19 protein-coding genes are annotated in these 17437 nt (G+C 62.7%); 9 read left to right on the top strand and 10 right to left on the bottom strand.

What is annotated here, in order from left to right:
• The first annotated feature begins 3 nt into the window (after window positions 1-3).
• Window positions 4-459 (top strand): Lrp/AsnC family transcriptional regulator, encoded by a 456-nt coding sequence (locus ACZ5G6_RS13620; RefSeq protein ID WP_223932945.1) that lies wholly within the window; start codon window positions 4-6, stop codon window positions 457-459.
• Between the two features lie 19 nt (window positions 460-478).
• Here ACZ5G6_RS13620 and ACZ5G6_RS13615 read toward each other — a convergent pair whose 3' ends face one another.
• The 5 genes from ACZ5G6_RS13615 to ACZ5G6_RS13595 form a co-directional block, all read right to left on the bottom strand.
• Window positions 479-1894 (bottom strand): aldehyde dehydrogenase family protein, encoded by a 1416-nt coding sequence (locus ACZ5G6_RS13615; RefSeq protein WP_498685944.1) that lies wholly within the window; start codon window positions 1892-1894, stop codon window positions 479-481.
• Entirely contained in the window at window positions 1887-2933 is a 1047-nt protein-coding gene (locus ACZ5G6_RS13610) for a homoserine dehydrogenase (protein WP_498685943.1), read from the bottom strand. The genes ACZ5G6_RS13615 and ACZ5G6_RS13610 overlap by 8 nt, the downstream gene beginning before the upstream one ends.
• A gap of 150 nt (window positions 2934-3083) precedes the next feature.
• Window positions 3084-3485, bottom strand: coding sequence for a RidA family protein (locus ACZ5G6_RS13605; protein ID WP_223932942.1), 402 nt, complete (start codon window positions 3483-3485; stop codon window positions 3084-3086).
• Window positions 3486-3574: 89 nt separating this feature from the next.
• Window positions 3575-3994, bottom strand: coding sequence for an alternative ribosome rescue aminoacyl-tRNA hydrolase ArfB (gene arfB, locus ACZ5G6_RS13600; protein ID WP_498685942.1), 420 nt, complete (start codon window positions 3992-3994; stop codon window positions 3575-3577).
• A gap of 62 nt (window positions 3995-4056) precedes the next feature.
• Window positions 4057-4719, bottom strand: a complete 663-nt coding sequence (locus ACZ5G6_RS13595; protein WP_223932940.1) for a TetR/AcrR family transcriptional regulator — start codon at window positions 4717-4719, stop codon at window positions 4057-4059.
• A 99-nt stretch (window positions 4720-4818) separates the two neighbouring features.
• On the opposite strand from ACZ5G6_RS13595, the gene ACZ5G6_RS13590 reads away from it, so the two are divergent.
• The 3 genes from ACZ5G6_RS13590 (at window position 4819) to ACZ5G6_RS13580 (ending at window position 6868) form a co-directional block, all read left to right on the top strand.
• Window positions 4819-5292 carry a nuclear transport factor 2 family protein gene (locus tag ACZ5G6_RS13590; protein ID WP_498685941.1) on the top strand — a complete coding sequence of 158 codons (474 nt, stop codon included), beginning with the start codon at window positions 4819-4821 and terminating at the stop codon, window positions 5290-5292.
• Window positions 5289-6170 (top strand): NAD(P)H-binding protein, encoded by an 882-nt coding sequence (locus ACZ5G6_RS13585; protein ID WP_498685940.1) that lies wholly within the window; start codon window positions 5289-5291, stop codon window positions 6168-6170. Before ACZ5G6_RS13590 ends, ACZ5G6_RS13585 begins: the two co-directional genes overlap by 4 nt.
• Before the next feature lie 107 nt (window positions 6171-6277).
• Window positions 6278-6868: a dihydrofolate reductase family protein gene (locus ACZ5G6_RS13580; RefSeq protein ID WP_223937586.1), complete on the top strand. Its 591-nt coding sequence runs from the start codon at window positions 6278-6280 to the stop codon at window positions 6866-6868.
• A 19-nt stretch (window positions 6869-6887) separates the two neighbouring features.
• On the opposite strand, the gene ACZ5G6_RS13575 is transcribed toward ACZ5G6_RS13580, so the two are convergent.
• Entirely contained in the window at window positions 6888-7307 is a 420-nt protein-coding gene (locus ACZ5G6_RS13575; RefSeq protein WP_498685939.1) for a DUF1801 domain-containing protein, read from the bottom strand.
• Between the two features lie 76 nt (window positions 7308-7383).
• On the opposite strand from ACZ5G6_RS13575, the gene ACZ5G6_RS13570 reads away from it, so the two are divergent.
• A complete protein-coding gene (locus ACZ5G6_RS13570) occupies window positions 7384-7737 on the top strand; it encodes a TraR/DksA family transcriptional regulator (RefSeq protein ID WP_223932936.1) in 354 nt (117 codons plus the stop codon).
• 18 nt (window positions 7738-7755) lie between these two features.
• Here ACZ5G6_RS13570 and ACZ5G6_RS13565 read toward each other — a convergent pair whose 3' ends face one another.
• From ACZ5G6_RS13565 to ACZ5G6_RS13555, 3 genes are all read right to left on the bottom strand, one after another.
• A complete protein-coding gene (locus tag ACZ5G6_RS13565) occupies window positions 7756-7974 on the bottom strand; it encodes a hypothetical protein (RefSeq protein WP_346347141.1) in 219 nt (72 codons plus the stop codon).
• 95 nt (window positions 7975-8069) lie between these two features.
• Entirely contained in the window at window positions 8070-9326 is a 1257-nt protein-coding gene (locus ACZ5G6_RS13560; RefSeq protein ID WP_223937585.1) for an MFS transporter, read from the bottom strand.
• Between the two features lie 156 nt (window positions 9327-9482).
• On the bottom strand, window positions 9483-11417 hold the full coding sequence (locus ACZ5G6_RS13555) for an FAD-binding monooxygenase (RefSeq protein ID WP_498685938.1): 1935 nt from the start codon (window positions 11415-11417) through the stop codon (window positions 9483-9485).
• Between the two features lie 181 nt (window positions 11418-11598).
• Here ACZ5G6_RS13555 and ACZ5G6_RS13550 point away from each other — a divergent pair, with 181 nt between their 5' ends.
• The 4 genes from ACZ5G6_RS13550 to ACZ5G6_RS13535 all read left to right on the top strand — a co-directional run bounded on the left by ACZ5G6_RS13550 (window position 11599) and on the right by ACZ5G6_RS13535 (window position 15188).
• Window positions 11599-12546: a 5'-3' exonuclease gene (locus ACZ5G6_RS13550; protein WP_498685937.1), complete on the top strand. Its 948-nt coding sequence runs from the start codon at window positions 11599-11601 to the stop codon at window positions 12544-12546.
• Between the two features lie 138 nt (window positions 12547-12684).
• Window positions 12685-13236, top strand: coding sequence for a hypothetical protein (locus ACZ5G6_RS13545; protein ID WP_223932932.1), 552 nt, complete (start codon window positions 12685-12687; stop codon window positions 13234-13236).
• Between the two features lie 214 nt (window positions 13237-13450).
• The gene (locus ACZ5G6_RS13540; protein WP_223932931.1) at window positions 13451-13870 is read left to right on the top strand and encodes a YciI family protein; all 420 of its coding nucleotides are present in this window, start codon (window positions 13451-13453) and stop codon (window positions 13868-13870) included.
• Between the two features lie 64 nt (window positions 13871-13934).
• The gene (locus ACZ5G6_RS13535) at window positions 13935-15188 is read left to right on the top strand and encodes an RNA polymerase sigma factor (protein WP_498685936.1); all 1254 of its coding nucleotides are present in this window, start codon (window positions 13935-13937) and stop codon (window positions 15186-15188) included.
• Between the two features lie 24 nt (window positions 15189-15212).
• Here the strand turns inward: ACZ5G6_RS13535 and ACZ5G6_RS13530 are convergent, their stop codons facing one another.
• Window positions 15213-17207 carry a DUF222 domain-containing protein gene (locus ACZ5G6_RS13530; RefSeq protein ID WP_498685935.1) on the bottom strand — a complete coding sequence of 665 codons (1995 nt, stop codon included), beginning with the start codon at window positions 17205-17207 and terminating at the stop codon, window positions 15213-15215.
• Window positions 17208-17437 lie beyond the last annotated feature (230 nt).

Raw genomic sequence — 17437 nt, 5'->3', positions numbered from 1 at the left:
TCCGTGCCGAAGAGTCCACGTGATGAGATCGACGCGCAGATTCTGGCCCAGCTGAGGCGTAATGCGCGCATCAGCCTTGCCCAGCTAGGCGAGAAGGTGTTGCTCTCACGCAACGCGGTGCGGCAACGGATTGAGCGGCTTGAACGGGACGGGTTTATCCACGGGTACACCATCAAGGAATCAGCTGGAGAGGGGGCGCCCACCGTCAATGCGGTGCTCTTGATCCAACGGCACGACAGGATGCGGGGCGGCGACGTGATCGCCGGATTAAAGGCAATCCCTGAAATAGCCACCTGCGATGTAGTCAGCGGCGAACTGGATATCGTCGTTAGGGTTGAGGCTCCCGACGCCGCAAGAATCCAGGAAATCTGGCGGCAAGTCTCGGAGTTTCCCGGAGTCCGGGATATCACCACCGCCTTGTCCCTCTCCACCGTCATCGACAGGCAGGCGCCTCGCTGAGGCAGCATGACGCCTGTGATCATGAGGTGATCGCTATGACTTTGGGCTGCGTCATTTCCTCGTAGGCGAAGCGGACACCTTCCCGGCCCATGCTGCCGTACTTCGAGCCACCGAACGGCATGGCATCGAGACGGTAGTCGGACGAATCGTTGATCATCACTCCGCCGGCGTCGATGGCCTTGGCGGTCTGCAAGGCGCGGTTTAGGTCCTTGGTGAACACGCCGGCCTGCAAGGCGTACTCGCTGTCGTTGGCCAGTTCGATGGCTTCCTCAGGCGAATCGAACGGCTCCACCAGGACTACGGGTGCAAACAATTCTTCGCTCCACGCCTCGCAGCTGCGGGGGACTCCGGTCAGGACAGCTGGTGTCAGGAGCGGGCCGTCCAGGGTGCCGCCGGTGAGCAGTTGCGCCCCGGCCGACACCGCCTCATCGATCTTGCGCTTGGCTTCTTCGGCGGACGCGGCGCTGATCATGGGTCCGACGTCGGTCTGTTCCTTGCGCGGATCGCCCGTCCTCAGGGCGGCTGTTTGGGTAACAAAGGCGTCCAGGAAGGTATCAAAAATTGCCCGCTGGACGAGGATCCGCTGCGCGCCGATGCAGTTCTGCCCAGCAGCCCAGAAGGAACCAGAGACACTGGCCTCGACGGCGGCAGGAAGGTCCGCGTCGTCGAAGACGATGACGGGCGCGTTGCCGCCAAGTTCCATGGACAGGCGCTTTATGCCCGCGTTCGCGGCGATGGCCCGGCCGGTGGCGAATCCTCCCGTGAAGGAGACCATCCGGACCAAGGTGGAGGAGATGACGGTTTGCGCGATGGTGCGGTCGCCCAGGACCACAGTGACGAACTCCGCGGGCAGGCCTGCCTCGCGGAGGAGGTCCACAAGAAGCATGGCCGTCAAGGGTGTCAGCTGGGATGGCTTGAGGATGACTGTGTTTCCTCCCGCTATCGCCGGCCCGAGCTTGTGCGCTACCAGGTTCAATGCGTCGTTGTAAGGAGTAATGGCGGCGATGAGCCCTAATGGCTCACGGGTGAACCATCCCTGGCGGTTTTCGGAGCCGGCGAAGGAGTCGAAAGGAACTACTTCGCCAACGTTGCGGCGCGTTTCCGCCGCAGACAGTTTGAGCGTGTTCACCGCACGGGAGACCTCTTTGAGCGCCTGCTTGATGGTCTTCCCGGCCTCGGCGACGATCAAGTCCGCCACTTTCTGCGACCGTTGCTGAAGCATCTCGGCTGCGGTATCCAGAATCCGTCCCCGCTCATGGCGGGGCATGGCCGCTGCAGCAGGAGCGGCGGCAGCGGTGCGGATAATTTCCAAACGTACGTCCGCCTCACTGCACTGGGGCAGCGTGGCCAGAACCGTACCGTCAAACTTGTCGTACACCACCAGGTCAGTGGTAGCGGCTGCCGTTGTGGTGTCTGCGATGGCTGTCTTAGGCACGGACCGCTCCTTTGACGAATTCGTTGACAGCAATGATGTCGGAGATGAGGGCGTAGGCGGTTTCCACGCGTCCGGCTCCCGGGCCGGAGACGGTCACGGCGCCGAGCAGGTCGGTGGTGAAGGACACGGCGTTGGTGGCACCGGAAATGCCTGCCAGCGGGTGATCGGCGGGGAGGGCTATGGGCTGGACGGTAGCTAGGATGCGGCCGTTTTCTTCGCGGCGGGCTTCGCCAATCAGCTTCCAACGAAGGCCGCTTGCCAGGGCTTGGGCGACGTCATCACTCTTGATGCCCTGGATGCCGGTGGTTTCCACGTCGCTGGGGCGGATGTTGGCGCCGAGCAGTTCGTTGGCCAGGATGGCGACCTTCAACCGGACGTCCGAACCGCCGATGTCTGCCGTCGGATCTGCTTCGGCATATCCGAGATCCTGGGCTTCGGAGATGGCTTCGTCCAGGCGTAGCCCGGCTTCCATCCGCCCGAGGACGTAGTTGCTGGTTCCGTTCAGGATCCCTTGAACGGCGTTCAGCTCCAGACCTCCGAGCATCTTGTGCGCCAAGCGGATCACGGGTGTGCCGCTCATGACAGCGCCCTCGTACTCGAAACGGACGCCGTTGTTTGCAGCTAGTTTGCTCAGTTCCTGGCCGTGCAACGCCACGGGACCCTTGTTGGTTGTCACCACATGCTTGCCGGATTCGATGGCCCATTTGACGTGCGAAACGGCGGGCTCGCCGTCAATGGGGCTGGTGAAGGTGGCTTCGACGACGATATCGGCGGGGCTGTTCTTGATGACGTCTTCGTTGCGGGGATCCGGGCTTCCGCCGGGGAGACCCTCGAAGGAGGATCCCCGCGGCATCGCAAGGATAGCGGCCAGATCGATGCCGTCTCCCTGGACGAGGGAACCGAAGGCAAGATCGGTGATGGCCACGACGCGGAGTTCGAATCCGAGTGAGGCAAATCGCTGGGGTTCGTCCCGGATGAGTTCGGCCAAGGCGCGGTTGACGCCTCCGAAACCGATGAGGGCCAGGTTGTAGGTAGTCACGGGATCTCCTTGGTAGGCGGTGGTGCTGTCCTTTAAGCCTCGGTTCCCGGAGTGTCAGTTCCCTAGAAGCGAATCGCCCGCCAAGGATGACGAAACGCCCAAAAACGCTGCCAACCATGCTCAAACGCCCGTGGTGCGGCCGCCGCCCGTTTACCGCTCGACGGCGGCTACCGCACTGATCTCCACCAGCGCCCCGGGAACGCCCAAACGGGAGACAAACGCTGCTGTCACGAGGGGCGGCTCGTCTGCGGCGAGGTCGGACGCAATGGCCCCATAACCTGCGGCGAGGTCGGCACCGTCCACGAAGAGAACCGTCCACTGCACAACGTCGTTGAGGGTTGCGCCAGCAGCCGCCAGCGCGGTCTTTGCGTTGGCCAGGGCGCGGGCAGATTGCACTCCCACGTCACCCTCGCCGACGAGCGAACCGCCGCTGTCGACCGAGTTCTGGCCGCCGACATAGATGGTGGTGGCGTTTGGAGGGACGATGGCTACGTGGCTGAAGGCCGGGCTGGAGACAAGTCCCTCGGGGCGGATGCGCTTGATGGATGACATGACTGTATGCTGCCATCCCCAGCCAGTTGCCAAAAGGGGGTGCGCTCCCTAAAGCCCCGGTTGGTCCGGTCTCGTCATTCAGGCGCTCGTCACTCAGGCGAGGGCCGCCGTCGTTGCTGTTTGGTTGCCGCTCTCTGTACTTTTGCTGCGCGATGCCGCTGGGCGGACCCCCGCGTGGGTTTCGTTGCCCTGCGCGCAGTCCTTGTGGCAAGGCCCGCCACCACAATGTCAGCGAGCTTAGCCAGGGCGCTCTCGCGGTTTCGTAACTGCGAGCGCTGCTCGGAGGATGTAACAGTGATGACTCCATCGACGAGTCGTTTTTCCAGTCGGCGCAGCAAGATCTCCCGTTGGCTTTCTGTCAACGCCTCCGAAGTGGCTACGTTCCATGAGAGCTCAGCCCTGCTGTCAGTCGTGTTGACGTGTTGACCGCCCGGTCCTGATGAACGGGAGAACCGCCAGCCGAGTTCCGAAGCCGGAATCGTGAGGGAGGGCGAGATTTCCAGGTCCATGGAACTAGCGTTGCACGTCAGGGGCGGGTCTTCCCAGCGGAGCGGTGCGACGGCACGACGTGTCAGAGCAGGTTTGCAGTCAGCGTTGCGGCGATGAACCGCCCGTACTGCTCTGCCTTCCACCCTCGTTTCACGACGAGGCTCTCGAACAGTTCGGGGGTGGTGCACGCAAACATGATGTCGGCGGCCTCGTCTGGGGACATGCCGGGGCGGAGCAGGCCGCGGGCCGTCAGTTGACGCGCGTTGTGCAGCATCCGCCGATGGCGGGCGACGTCGACATCCTTCAGGAGGCTGGCCATGTCGGCATCGCCTGTTGCGGCGGCGTCACGGATGAGCAGGCTGATCGGTGCCGCAAGGGGGCTGATTTCCGCTGTGAACAGACCGAACTGCTCCATCAGTTCCCGCGGGTCGTCTGCCCTTACTTGTGCGAGGTCTGAGCGCTGTTCGGCTGGCGTGCCGCCCTTGCCAAGGAGGCTCTGCTCGTGGAGAGCCCGGACGAGGCCGGCTTTGCCGCCGAAGTTCTTGTAGATGGACTCCGCCGATACTCCGGACGCAGCGGCAATTTCGGAGATGGTGGTTGCGCCGAACCCCTGCAGGAGAAATAGTTCCCGGGCGCGCGCCAGGATGGTGCGCCGGGATGCCTCGGCTGCTTGGCGGCGACGGCTGGCATCGTAGGTGCGTTGACTCCGGGATGTTCCATCGGGACTCTTGATTCCGGTTGCCATGACTTCTAGACTCCAATCAATACAGAGAACTGTATTGAATTCAAGATACCAGCCCTGCCCGCCCCTGAAGGGAGAATTGCAGGGCACCAAGGAGCCACCATGGCAACCGTGGAGGGCCTTGAGCGTCTTCCGGAAGGACCCGTTCGCCGGATGTTCGCCGCTTCCGGACGCCACGACCTTGAGGCCTTAGTCGCCGAATTCGCCGACGACTATCTCAACATCACGCCGATTCATCCCGAACGGAATTTCACCGGCAGCGCGCAGGTCCGCGCCAACTGGACCAGCCTTTTTGCTGGTATTCCTGACCTCACACCGGCAATCGCCGACGCCACTGAAGGCAGGCACGGAACCGTTTGGGTTGAGTGGGGCGCCCGGGGCACAAGACGTGATGGTACGGCGGTGGAACTTGCCGGTGTTGCGATTTTTACTGTGCGCCAGGAGCGGATCGCCTCCGTCCATTTCTATCTCGAACCTGTGGAACGTTCTTCAGGTGACATCGACGACGCCGTCCAGGCCACTGCGGGCGCGGGTCTTCAGGCTGGGACGGTACTTCCGACATCGCAGGGGTCATGATCCTCGTAGTGGGCGGCACGGGCCGCTTGGGCTCGCGGCTTACCGCGGAGCTGGTTCGCCGCAGCGCTTCCGTGCGGGTCCTGGCCAGGGGCGAATCCCAGCCGTTCCCCCGGAAGCCGATCGACGGCGTCGAGCTTGTCCGCGGGACCCTCGCCTCAGGCGCGGACTGCCGGCGGGCCGTTGCCGGATGCAGCCAAGTGGTGTTCGCGGCGTCGGGCTTTGGGCTGAAAAGGGACGGCAACCCACGAAGTGTGGACCGCGACGGCGCACTTCGGCTCATCGATGCCGCATCCCGGGCGGGCGTGGAGCAGATGGTCATGATGTCGATGCATGGGGCAGCTCCCGATGCCCCTCTGGATTTCCTGCGCATGAAATACGCAGCGGAGGAGGCGTTGAAGGCCTCGGGCATGGCATGGACGGCGATCCGAATGGGAGCGAACCTTGAGCAGTTCCTCGATTCAATGAGCCAGCCCCTCCCTACGAAGGGCAGGGTCCTTGTCTTCGGCTCAGGACGGGCACCTGTGACATTTACGTCGACGGCGGACGCTGCTGCCGCTGTTTTGTTGGCTCTTTCCAGCCCTTCATTGCGTGGCAGGACCATTGAGTGGGGGTCCGAAACGCACCCCTTCAACACGCTCGCGGAAGCTATCCTCGCGGACGCTGGAAAGGGCTCCATCCAGCGGATACCAGTGGCCGCCTTGCAGGTGATGGCCGCCGTTGCACGTCCGATTTCGCCGTTTATGGCCCGGATGGCGAAGGCGGCTCTTTGGATGGAATCAGGCGCGGCGGCCTTCGATCCAGCTGTGGAACGAGCCGCCTACCCTGAAATTCCCGTGATCGGACTGCGTGCGAGTTTGGACCAGATCAGGAGCACGTGAGTCGTGGTGCAAACCGGCCTTCGGGAGGACAATGCTAGGCACAACCCGAAATCCCGTGAGGAGTAGCCGTGGGCGAGTCAGGTACAGAAGCGACATCAGCGAAGTTGATGGTGGACTTGATCATATCCCTGGATGGGTATGCCTCAGCGGAGGGGTGGCCCGGTTGGTGGGGGCTTGAATCCCCGGAATACCTTGCCTGGCTCGAGGAAGAAGGGAAGAAGGATTTCACGACACTTATGGGGGCCAACACCTACCGGGTGATGTCAAGCATGTCGGAGCAGGCCGCGGGCGAAGACTCCGGGTTCTCCGAGGAAGAGGGAGCGGCCTTGACCGGGCTGGCGGCACTGCCAAAGGTTGTTTTCTCGTCCACTCTGCAAGAACCTCTGGCTTGGCCGAACTCCGAGCTGGTAAGCGGGGATGCTGTGGAAGCTGTCAAGGAGCTGAAGCGGACCCGGACCGGTACCCTGACCACACTGGGAAGCCTTAGCCTTTGCCGCTCGTTGTTGAGTGCCGGTCTCGTTGACCGATACCGGATCGTCGTTTTTCCGGTGATCACAGGCCGCACAGGCAGGGAGCGGATTTATGACGGCTATCCTGATGTCTCCCTTGAACTGGTGAACAGCAGGACTTTCGATGGTCAACTACAGCTGCTGGAGTACATACCGACGCTGATCAGCGGTCCACCTGCCCGGAAGTAGTGTACCGAGAGGTCAGCTCTCAAAGTGAGTCAGAAGACTCCTGAAAACCTGCTTTGATCTTGCGCCACCCACCTGCACGATTGTTGTCGGCAATCTTTCGCAGCATCTCGATGAGTGGTTCCGTCGGTACTGCGTCATTGATGTAAAAGCTGATCATTCGGCCGGTCTTGTTATCGTGTCCGGCTGTGATGATCCCGGCGGGGTCAGGAACGATAGCGCCGTCGTAGAGAAAGAGATTGACGTGGTTCTTCGCCGCGAGCAAGGCACAGACGTTTCCATCCAGGACAAAGTAGGGCTGAACGCGCCTCTTGATAGTCTCCACAATCTCCGGTTCTGCCTCGTGGATCAGATCCCGCAGCTCCTCACAGACTGCTCTTTGCCAGTCCGGGAGGGCCTCTATGTAACTATCTACACCGGGATGGCGCTCGTAGGTTCCCATGACGTTATTAGGGCACCACGCCGCTTGACCTGTCCAGACCGGAGGACTGGGCAGGGCCATTAGTAGGCTTACTCACATGATCGACGTCGAACGGTTCCGGATTCTGCTGGAGGAGGAGCGAGGCCGGAAGCTTGCCCTGCTGAAGGCGTTGCGTAGCGACATCACCTCAGTCAGCCTTGCCCGCCAGGACTCGAATGTCGACGACGAACACGATCCTGAAGGCACAACCATCGCCTTCGAGCTCTCACAGGCCTCCGCGCTGCTTGACCAGAGCCGTGTAAGCCTCGAGCAGATTGAGGCCGCATTGCAGCGGATTTCCGATGGAACTTTCGGCATATGTGCGGTTTGTGGCATCGCCATTCCGGAAGGGCGACTCGAAGCAAGGCCGTGGACGCCCTATTGCGTCAATCACGCGTCCGGCCCACAGTAAAACCCGGACAGGCGCGACTCATGCCTTGTCGGGGCTGATGGGTACGAACTCGATGCCCTGCTGGACTTTCTTTTTCGGCCCCCTTTCGAAGCCCTTGGCGTCGAGGTTGTTTCCAGCCCGGAATGCAGCCAGGGCGTCGTCGAAGATTTCGTTGAGCCGCCGGCCCGTGAAAACCTCCTGCGTGCCGTCGGTAAACGTGACGGACACGGAGGCGCTGGCGGGAAAATGCCTGCTCATCCGGATGAAGCCTTGGGAATCCTGCCGTAGGGAGATCATTGCTTGTCCACGCTTTCAGTATCTGGTTTCAACCACTCTTTCACGTCGCTGCCCGTTCAAGGCGACTCGGCGGCCTCGGTGGTGGCCCGGTCTGCGGATGAGCCCTGCTTACGGCTGGCCAGCAGGAATGGTACTGAAATGAGCTCGATGATACCTGCCATGGCCAGCGAGGCCGGATAGCCGTATAGGTCAGCGCCACGGCCTAGAAGTGGCTGAACCACCACTCCACCGCTGGATCCCATGAGCGAATCGAAGCTCAGGACCGTGGCGCGCTGCTTCGAGGGGATCATGTCATTGATGTACGCCTGCCGGACGGGAGTTGCCGCAGAGCCGACCACAGCCCACAGCGCCAGCAGCACCAGCGCCACCCAGAAGACGCGCGTGAAGCCGAGGACCAGCAAGATCACGAATCCCACCAGGCCTCCGAGTACCAGTACCGACGTTCGTTTATGGAACAAGCGCCGGGCATGTGGTGCCAGCCAGCCGCCCAGGATTTGCGAGCCGGCCACGATTGCGGCGGCGAGGCCCGCAATGGAATAGGCATGGGGGTCGCCAAACAGGTCCAGGAGGTAAGGCTGCAGGGCGTAGAAAACATAGATCCCGACGCCGGCACTAAAGGGAGCGGCCAGCATCACGTACCGGACCGGTGGGTTTTTCAGGCCATTTTCGATCGAGGCCGAGAGCACTGCACGAGTGGCACGGAGAGGGTGGGTGGAGCGCTCAGGTGAGAATCCGACGTCGTGCATTAACCCAAACGCCACGGCGAACATGGCAACCAGAACGAAAACCCGCAAGAGGAACGGCACACCAAGGTTGGTGGCTTGGGCGATCACCCCACCTGCCACCGAGCCCAGCAGCATAGCCACACCCTGCACCATCTGGCCGCGACCCAGAACAGTCTCGAGGCCACCTTCATACCCTGAGAAGCGCAAGGCGTCCACAAGCCAGGCCTCCACAGCTCCGGAGAAGAACGTGAAGCCGAGGCCAAGGAGCACTGAGACAACTGCCCACATCCAAAACGGTGCGGAGATCTGCCACAGCACGAAGTACAAGTATGTAGACGCCGCCAGCGTGATGGTGCCAAGTAGGAAGGAAGCACGGCGACCCCAGCCGTCCGCGATGACGCCAGTAGGCACCTCGAAAAGGACCATACCCACTGTGAAGAAAGCGTTGGCCGCGAAGGCTTCAAGGTTGCTCAAGCCTGCATCCAGCAGGAAAAGCGTGTTGATTCCCCAGATGAAGGAAGCGGCCACTGTGTTTCCCAGCGTCAGCGTGAGATAGACGCGTTGAATCTTCCTGGCGGCGTCGTTCATGGTGTCGCCGCCAGTGCTGCGAGGGGTGACCACACGCTCATTCTCGTCCGGTTGCCCGGCCTCCGCCAGATCCCGGGGGAACAGATTGCGAGCGCTGCGGCGTGGCGGTTGCGCTGCCGGGAGCCTGGCCCGGCCCCCGGCAGCTGCGTCCAGTCCTTACGCCTGGTGGCTGACCAGGTCTGCTCCGCTTGTGGTGGCCTTGTCCCGCTGGCCGGAATGCAGGGTCGCAAAGAACGCGCCGAGCTCCGCCGTCGCGGTCAGTGGGAGCACGTTTGCCACGTACTGGTCCGGACGTACCACCACCACCACACCGTCGCGGCTCAGACCGCGCATCTCGAAGATGTCAGCGTTCGGGTCCGTGCCGAAGACCTTCTCGAGGTAGGTGAGCTTGAATGGTCCAACGGTCGGTTTGAAGGCGGCCGGAACGGCATTGATGTCCACGTTGGTGTGGTCCTGCTGGTAGATCACCTTTACGTCGAACCAAGCGTCGCGATCAGCGTCCGACGGCGTTGCGGCCAGCGGAGAGTCCGGGGAGTTCGCGATCCACTCGGCGAAGTCCGCGACAGGGCCCGGGGCGCCGGCATGTGCGGCATCGGCGAACACGTAGATGCGCCAGCGGCCGTCCGCCTTCGCATGGTGGCCTAGGTGCATCGGGTTTGTATCGCAGACCCGCAGGACAGGGGCGGATTTGAACCGTTTGCCGATTGGGAAGCCGGTGGCCAAATCCTGGTGGTTGGGCTCGGCCACCAGGATGGAGGGTGCGTACTGGGTCATGAAGCCTGCAGGGAACTCCGCGGTGCTGGTGTAGAAGTTCTCAAGCTCTGTGGGGTCGTCGAACTCCTCGGGCTTCTTGGCCATGAGCGTGGACCACTGCTTGTCAAAGTCGATGAGGTTCTTTGCCACCACCTGGCGTTCGGCCGAGTAAGTGTCCAGCAGGCTCTCCGGACTGCGGCCTTCCAGGACGTGCCCGAGCTTCCAGCCGATGTTGAAACCGTCCTGCATCGAGACGTTCATTCCCTGGCCGGCCTTCGCACTGTGCGTGTGGCAAGCGTCGCCGGTGATAAACACCCGTGGAGTGCGCGTGCCGCGCTCCTCCGGCAGGACGTCGTCGAACCTGTCCGTGAGGCGGTGGCCCACCTCGTAAACGCTGTGCCACGCGACGTTGCGGACATCCAGCGTGTACGGGTGCAGGATGGCGTTGGCCTTCTGGATGATCTGCTCGATGGTCGTTTTCCGCACTGCCCCGTGATCCTCGGGCCCAACCTCGCCAAGGTCCACGTACATGCGGAACAGGTGGCCGCCCTCGCGGGGGATAAGCAGGATGCTTCCGCCGGCACCGGACTGGATGGCGCACTTGGTGCGGATATCCGGGAAGTCCGTGACGGCCAGGACGTCCATGACACCCCAGGCATGGTTTGCCTGGTCACCTGCGAGGTGGCATCCGATGGACTCGCGGACCTTGCTGCGTGCCCCATCTGCCCCGACGACGTACTTGGCCCGGACCACACGTTCCTGTCCTTCGTTGGGACCAGCGGTGTGCACCAGGGTGACAGCGACGGGGTAGTCGCCAACGCCGGTGACTTGGAGTCCGCGGAACTCGTAGCCATAGTCAGGCTTCATGCGCGTGGGGGAGTTGGCCATGAACTCCGCGAAATAGTCCAGCACACGTGCCTGGTTCACGATCAGGTGCGGGAATTCGCTGATGCCAGTGGGGTCATCCACTGTGCGGGCCGCGCGGACGATGCGCGAGTGGTCGGCGGGGTCCGGCTTCCAGAACGCCATCTCGGTGATGCGGTACGCCTCCGCCGTGATGCGTTCGGCGAAACCGAAGGCCTGGAAGGTCTCGACGCTGCGGGCCTGGATGCCGTCGGCCTGGCCGATAGCCAAGCGGCCGGGACGGCGCTCGATGATACGCGTGGTGATATCCGGGAACTGGGCCAGTTGCGCGGCGGCCAGCATCCCTGCGGGGCCGGTGCCAACGATGAGAACGTCGACTTCGTCGGGAAGCTCGGCCGGGCGGTTTATTCCGACGCCGGCGGCTGGCTCGACTCGCGGGTCACCGGATACGTAACCGTGGTGGTGAAACTGCACGGGCTTTCCTCACTTCTTTGTGGGCTGAGTACTGAGCTTGTTCTATAGTTGAACGCTCTGTTCTATTATTGCTCACATAATCGTAATGCGGCTCACAGTGGTGTTCAAGTCTTTGTGTGGCCGTCGACGAGGTTGAGGCCGGGTTCGCGTGGATTTCGGGAATGACGTGTCAGGATCAGGTATGCCTCGACTCATGCTCCTGGACACTGCCTCACTGTATTTCCGCGCCTTTTACGGGGTGCCGGACTCCATCCGCCGCTCCGACGGCACGCCCGTCAACGCCATCCGCGGCCTGATGGACATGATCGCCCGCCTCACCACCGAGTATGAAGCGACCCACGTGGTTGCTTGCTGGGACAACGACTGGCGCCCCAAGTGGCGCGTTGAGCTGATCCCGAGCTACAAGGCCCATAGAGTTGCCGAAATCACTCGGGTCGGCCCCGACGTCGAAATCGTCCCCGATCCGCTCGAAGCGCAGATCCCGCTGATCCGCCATGTGCTGGACCTGGCGGGTATTGCCGTGGTGGGCGTCGATGAGCATGAGGCTGACGACGTTGTGGGTACCTATGCAAGCCAGGCGCAGTTGCCTACTGACGTGGTCACGGGTGACCGGGACCTTTTCCAACTCGTCGACGACGACCGGGACATCCGGGTCATTTACACCGCGCGGGGGATGAAAAACCTGGAAGTGGTCACCGACGTCGTAGTGGTGGGAAAGTACCGCGTGCTGCCGCAACAATACGCCGACTACGCCACCCTGCGCGGCGATTCGTCCGACGGCCTGCCAGGCGTTGCCGGCATCGGCGAGAAGACCGCAGCTTCCTTGCTCGCTGAATACGGCTCGCTTGAGGGCCTCCTGGAGGCAGCAGAGGATCCCGACGGAGGACTGTCCACTTCCGTACGCGCCAAACTGGCCGCAGCGGCCGAGTACCTCAAGGTGGCGCCCGCCGTCGTTAATGTGGTTCGCGATCTGAAGGTGCCCACCCTTGAGGAGGCGGGAGCTCAATTGCGCCCCGTTACGGGTGAGGCGCGCGCTGAGCTTGAACGCTTGGCTACGGAATGGAACCTGGGCGGTTCAGTCAAGCGATTGCTTGCGGCCTTGGACACCCAACCGGACCTTCACAGCTGATTGACAGCTTCACAACAGCGTGGGCTTGGGTGATCGACTCATTGTAGTAACAGGACGGTGTTACAGATCGTCTGGAAGTTACCAGCCGTTCGCACGGCTCAGCAGCCGTTACAGCGGCGGCGGATTGAGGAGAGCACCATGTCAAAAACCAAGAGAATCACGCTGGGCATTACAGCCGGAGCGTTAGCGCTGGGCGCTGGGCTGGGTGTCACCAGCGTTGCTTCAGCTACCACGACGCCGACGCCGAGCGCAACGTCGTCAGCCGATGCCACTACGCCCCCGCAGGGCCACGGAAGGCCTGGAGGCCACGGCCCCGATCGTGGTCAGCTCGCAGCGGACCTCGCCAGCAAGTTGGGCGTGGACGAAGCCAAGGTCACCGACGCATTGAAAGCCTTCCGGGAGGCGAATAAGCCCACCACTCCGCCGACGGAAGGCACGGAAGGAACCAAGCCGGACCGGGCGGCGCATGAGGCCGCCTTGGCCAAGTCCCTGGCTGCAGCACTGGGCATTGATGAATCCAAAGTTACTGCCGCCCTGGAAGAAATCCGCACTGCGGCCCAGGAGGAGCGCGCGGCTGCTCTCAAAACCAGGCTGGACAAGGCCGTTGCCGACGGCAAGCTGACACAGGCCGAAGCTGATGCCGTGACCAAAGCTGTCGAAGCCGGAGTTATCGGAGGCGCCGGCCACTAGGCGTCGCAGCTGCACAGAAAGAACCACGACGCCGGCACTCGGTAGCAATAAGGATCCCCTGGACAGCTCCAGGGGATCCTTGTCCTTGCTGAACGCAGCTTCTGGAAGGACCCGGAAAATTCTTTTGGGTGGTTGTCGATTTTGCCTCGCACTGTTCGACCTGTGAATGAGAAGGTCGAAGGGCGACCTTCCACAACACAGGAGATTGAGTGAAATGGCCAAGTACATGCTGATCATGCGGGCAACTGACGAGTCGTTCGCCAAGTTCGAGAACATCGACTTCAACGAAATCCTCGAAGCCATGGGCAAGTTCAACGACGAACTAATCCGCGCCGGAGTACTGCTGGCAGCCGAAGGACTGGACGATGCAAAGGAAGGCGTCGTGGTTGACTTCACCGGTGACACGCCGGTGGTAACTGATGGCCCCTATGGTGAAACCAAGGAACTGTTCGCCGGTTACTACATCCTGGATGTTGCATCCAAGCAGGAAGCAATCGAGTGGGCCAAGCGGGCGCCGATGACAGCCGGCACCAAGACGGAGATCCGCCGGGTGACCAGCATTGACGAGTTCCCGCAAGACAACGAATGGATCCAAAAGGAGCGGGCTTGGCGCGAGCAGACCGGACAGCTGTAGTCCGGAAAGCCACTGCTGTGAAAGGCGACCGACGTGGCAACTACTGGACTGGGCAGCGACTGACGTGAGCAGCAATGAGGCAAGGGCCGCCGTCGAAGCAGTGTGGCGCAGCGAATCCGCCCGCATCGTCGGCGCCCTTGCCCGCTATACGGGAGATTTTCCGCTGGCCGAGGATCTCGCGCAGGAGGCACTCGCGGAGGCACTCGTTTCGTGGTCCGTCAATGGCGCACCCGCCGAACCTGTGGGATGGCTCCTGACAGCGGGTCGCCGTCGCGCCATCGATACTTTCCGCCGGCGGGCAGCCCTGGACGACAAATACGCCCTCCTGGCCCGTGACCTTTCAGAGGAGGAAGCGGGCGTGGATACGCTGTTCGACCCCCAAACAATCGATGATGACGTGCTGGCCCTGATGTTCGTTTCATGCCACCCGGTCCTATCCAAGGAAGCCCGGATTGCGTTGACACTGCGGGTTGTGGGTGGCATGGCTACAGAAGAGATTGCGAAGGCATTCCTGGTCCCGGTGCCAACCATTCAGGCCCGTATCACCCGGGCCAAGAAGACTCTCGCCGCGGCGCGCGTCCCTTTCGCGGTGCCCGAAGCCCACGAGGTTCCGCAGCGGCTTGGTTCGGTACTGAATGTGGTCTACTTGATCTTCACCGAGGGGGCGTACGCTTCCGGAGGGAACTCCTGGATGCGCACCGAACTCGCCAGTGAAGCACGTCGGCTAGCCAGGGTGCTTGTTCGCCTCGCGCCGGAACCTGAAGCGTTCGGCCTGCTGGCATTGATGGAACTCACCGCCTCGCGATTCCCGGCGAGGCTCGACGCCGCCGGGCAACCGGTCCTGCTGGAAGACCAGGATCGACGGCGGTGGGACCAGTCAGCAATCAGGCGCGGACGCGCAGCTCTTTCGACTGCGGTGGCTGCCGGCCGAGGGCTCGGCGCCTATGGGCTCCAGGCCTCCATCGCCGAATGCCATGCTGCTGCGCGTTCAGTGGAGGAAACGGACTGGGAGCGAATCGTGATCCTTTATGAGGCACTCGGGCGACTCACGCCGTCGCCGATCATTGACCTGAACCGCGCCGTAGCTGTGTCCATGGCCTCTGGCCCTGTAGCCGGACTGGACCTCGTTGACGAACTTGCTGCTCGGGGTGAACTCAAAGGCCTGCATCTCCTGCCAGCGGTCAGGGGAGAACTGCTGTCCCGGCTTGGGCGCCATGAAGAGGCCAGAGAGGCGTTTCGACAGGCCCTTGAGCTGTGCTCCAACGGTGCGGAACGCTGGGCCCTTGAGCGGAAGATCCTGGGCTTGGGACACAGATAGCGCCAGGTATTGTTTGTGGCGCCTTTATGTTCTGAGGGGTGTGTGGTGGTGGTTGCGGCGTGGTGTTTGGTGGGGGTCGATGTGTGGTGGTGGGGTGAACCAGGGCACGCCGGTGTTGGTGGTGATGGTCCAGTGTTCTTTGTGGATGAGGTGGTGGTGGTGGCTGCAGAGCAGGGTGCCGTTTTCGGTTCCTGTGGTGCCGCCGTGTGACCAGTAGGTGATGTGGTGGGCTTCGCACCAGGGTGCTGGCATGGTGCAGTCGGGGAAGGCGCAGCCTTGGTCCCGGGCGGTGATGGCTTTGCGGATGTGTGGTGGGAAGATCCGGGTGGTGCGGCCGATGTCCAGGACCTGGGATTCGGTGCCGAGCAGGACCGGGATGATGTCGGCGTCGCAGGCGATTTTTCGGATGGTGTTGGGGTGGATCGGGCCGCTGAACGTGGCGGCGCCGGAGCTGGGCCGGGTTGGGGTGTTGGCCGTGTTCGTGAGTTCCTGGAGGAGGTCGTGGTGGTTGATGGTGACCATGACCTGGGGCCGGAGTCCGCCGTTGGCTGGCAGCTTCGCGGTGGTCAGGGCGACACCGCAGGCTCCGACGAGGCCGTCGAGGAGTTTCTGGGCGCGGGAGCGGCGGTCCAGGTCCGGGCTGGCTGATCCGTTCCGGCCATGACGCTGACCGGCAGGCTCACCAGCTTGGCCGCCCGTGCCCGGCCCGCCCGTCGTGTGGTTGTCCCCGGTGGTGTCGCCTTTCCCGGTGTCGCCGTTGCCGGTGGTGAGGCGGGGGTTGGTGGCGGTGTTCATGGCGGTGGTGAGTGTTTCGTATTGTTCGGTGGTGGCGAAGATTTCCAGGTGGTGCAGTCCGTGGCGGGGTTTGCGGATGAAGGTGCCTTGGAGTTGGCGGAGGATTTCTTCGCTGGGTTCGGGCCCGTCCTGGTCGATCGAGTCGGTCCAGCGTTTGGCTATTTTGAGGACGAAGCCGGGATCGGATTCACGGGCGGTGGTGGTCAGGGCTTGTTCCATTCCGGCGAGGGTGTCCTCGTCGGTGAGGAGCTGTACTTTGTCCAGGGCGGTGCTGATGATGGTCGCTGAGCGGGTGGGTATCTGCGTGGTCTCGAGGGCCTTGGCAAGGATTTCGCGGCGGGGCGGGATGTGTTGTCCGGCGATGCCGACGCGGGGGAGCGCCTGGGCTGCGAGGGCGAGCCGGCGCCTGGCTTCGCCGATGCCGATCCTCAGGCGGGCGCGCAGGAATTCCGCGGCGTTGCGGTACCCATCATCCACCACCGCGGCAGCATCCGCCGACCCAACAGCAGCGGGCCCAACAGCAGCGGACCCAACAGCAGCAGGCCCAACAACGGCAGGCCCAACAGCGGCGGCGGAGTCCGGACTCGAGGATGCGGTCCCGGCCCCGGGTTCGCGTTCAAGTTCGGTTGTGGTTTCGGTCCCGGCCCCGGGTTCGCGTTCAAGTTCGGTTGTGGTTTCGGTCCAGCCTGTCCGCCATCTGGTGCCCGCGGCGGAGGAGTGTGCCTGCTGGGCTTCCTGCCGGGTCCGTTCCACCGCCTGGGCCGCGACCACCTGAAGGTACTCCACGGTCCGGGCGATCTCCTCCACCCGCCCGGCGAAGTGTGATGCCTCAACAAACCCGAACAGCCGGGCTTCAGTGGCGGCCATCCCGCGTGGACCTTCCAAAGCAGAGACCAGCGTTTCCATGGCGCCGGCTAGTGAAGGCGGTGTGGGCTCTGAGTGCACGTCTTCATGGCCGGTGCCTGGTTGGGCCGGACTGGCGGTGGCATCCAGGGTTTCATCCGGGACGGATGGGGAATGCGGTGCACTCCTTATCGAATCGAGCCCGCGAAGCAGCTCAGGGCGTCTGGGATTATCCGCTCGTGTCAGCATCGACGTCGAACTCTTGTATGCCATGACGAGCCGGGTAGGCGCTCCCAGGCTCCGCATCCTGGCCCGGGAGAGGGCAGCACCGTCACCGGAGGCTACCGCCCCACGTGCCGCGAACTGCCCAACCCTTTCCATGAATCAACCCTCCCACCAGGGTCTGACAGTAATGATGGAATTGGCTTGTGTTGCGGTGTGACTCTGCCTCCGACTGACGCCCTTGTGGTTTGTCTTCAAAATGATCTGTCCGCCGTGACGCAGGCTGTAATAAGCGCGGCGGCCAGGTGGACATGACCTCATAGGAGCCTGCTCAAAGAATCCCATTACTGTCTTGTCTGACCACCCGGCCGGCGTGCCCTTCATGTTCC

The organism is Arthrobacter sp. TmtSoilC51 (assembly GCF_055388015.1).
The sequence above is the reverse complement of the archived record's forward strand: the minus strand, read 5'-3'. Positions and strand labels throughout refer to the sequence as shown.

Excerpts from the sequence above, each read along its gene's own strand:
- ACZ5G6_RS13605 (WP_223932942.1), bottom strand. The coding sequence starts at position 3,485 with ATGTCATCCATCAAGCGCATCCGCCCCGAGGGACTTGTCTCCAGCCCG.
- arfB (WP_498685942.1), bottom strand. The coding sequence starts at position 3,994 with ATGGACCTGGAAATCTCGCCCTCCCTCACGATTCCGGCTTCGGAACTC.
- ACZ5G6_RS13595 (WP_223932940.1), bottom strand. The coding sequence starts at position 4,719 with ATGGCAACCGGAATCAAGAGTCCCGATGGAACATCCCGGAGTCAACGC.
- ACZ5G6_RS13590 (WP_498685941.1), top strand. The coding sequence starts at position 4,819 with ATGGCAACCGTGGAGGGCCTTGAGCGTCTTCCGGAAGGACCCGTTCGC.
- ACZ5G6_RS13585 (WP_498685940.1), top strand. The coding sequence starts at position 5,289 with ATGATCCTCGTAGTGGGCGGCACGGGCCGCTTGGGCTCGCGGCTTACC.
- ACZ5G6_RS13580 (WP_223937586.1), top strand. The coding sequence starts at position 6,278 with ATGGTGGACTTGATCATATCCCTGGATGGGTATGCCTCAGCGGAGGGG.
- ACZ5G6_RS13575 (WP_498685939.1), bottom strand. The coding sequence starts at position 7,307 with ATGGGAACCTACGAGCGCCATCCCGGTGTAGATAGTTACATAGAGGCC.
- ACZ5G6_RS13570 (WP_223932936.1), top strand. The coding sequence starts at position 7,384 with ATGATCGACGTCGAACGGTTCCGGATTCTGCTGGAGGAGGAGCGAGGC.
- ACZ5G6_RS13565 (WP_346347141.1), bottom strand. The coding sequence starts at position 7,974 with ATGAGCAGGCATTTTCCCGCCAGCGCCTCCGTGTCCGTCACGTTTACC.
- ACZ5G6_RS13560 (WP_223937585.1), bottom strand. The coding sequence starts at position 9,326 with ATGAACGACGCCGCCAGGAAGATTCAACGCGTCTATCTCACGCTGACG.
- ACZ5G6_RS13550 (WP_498685937.1), top strand. The coding sequence starts at position 11,599 with ATGCCTCGACTCATGCTCCTGGACACTGCCTCACTGTATTTCCGCGCC.
- ACZ5G6_RS13545 (WP_223932932.1), top strand. The coding sequence starts at position 12,685 with ATGTCAAAAACCAAGAGAATCACGCTGGGCATTACAGCCGGAGCGTTA.
- ACZ5G6_RS13540 (WP_223932931.1), top strand. The coding sequence starts at position 13,451 with ATGGCCAAGTACATGCTGATCATGCGGGCAACTGACGAGTCGTTCGCC.
- ACZ5G6_RS13530 (WP_498685935.1), bottom strand. The coding sequence starts at position 17,207 with ATGGAAAGGGTTGGGCAGTTCGCGGCACGTGGGGCGGTAGCCTCCGGT.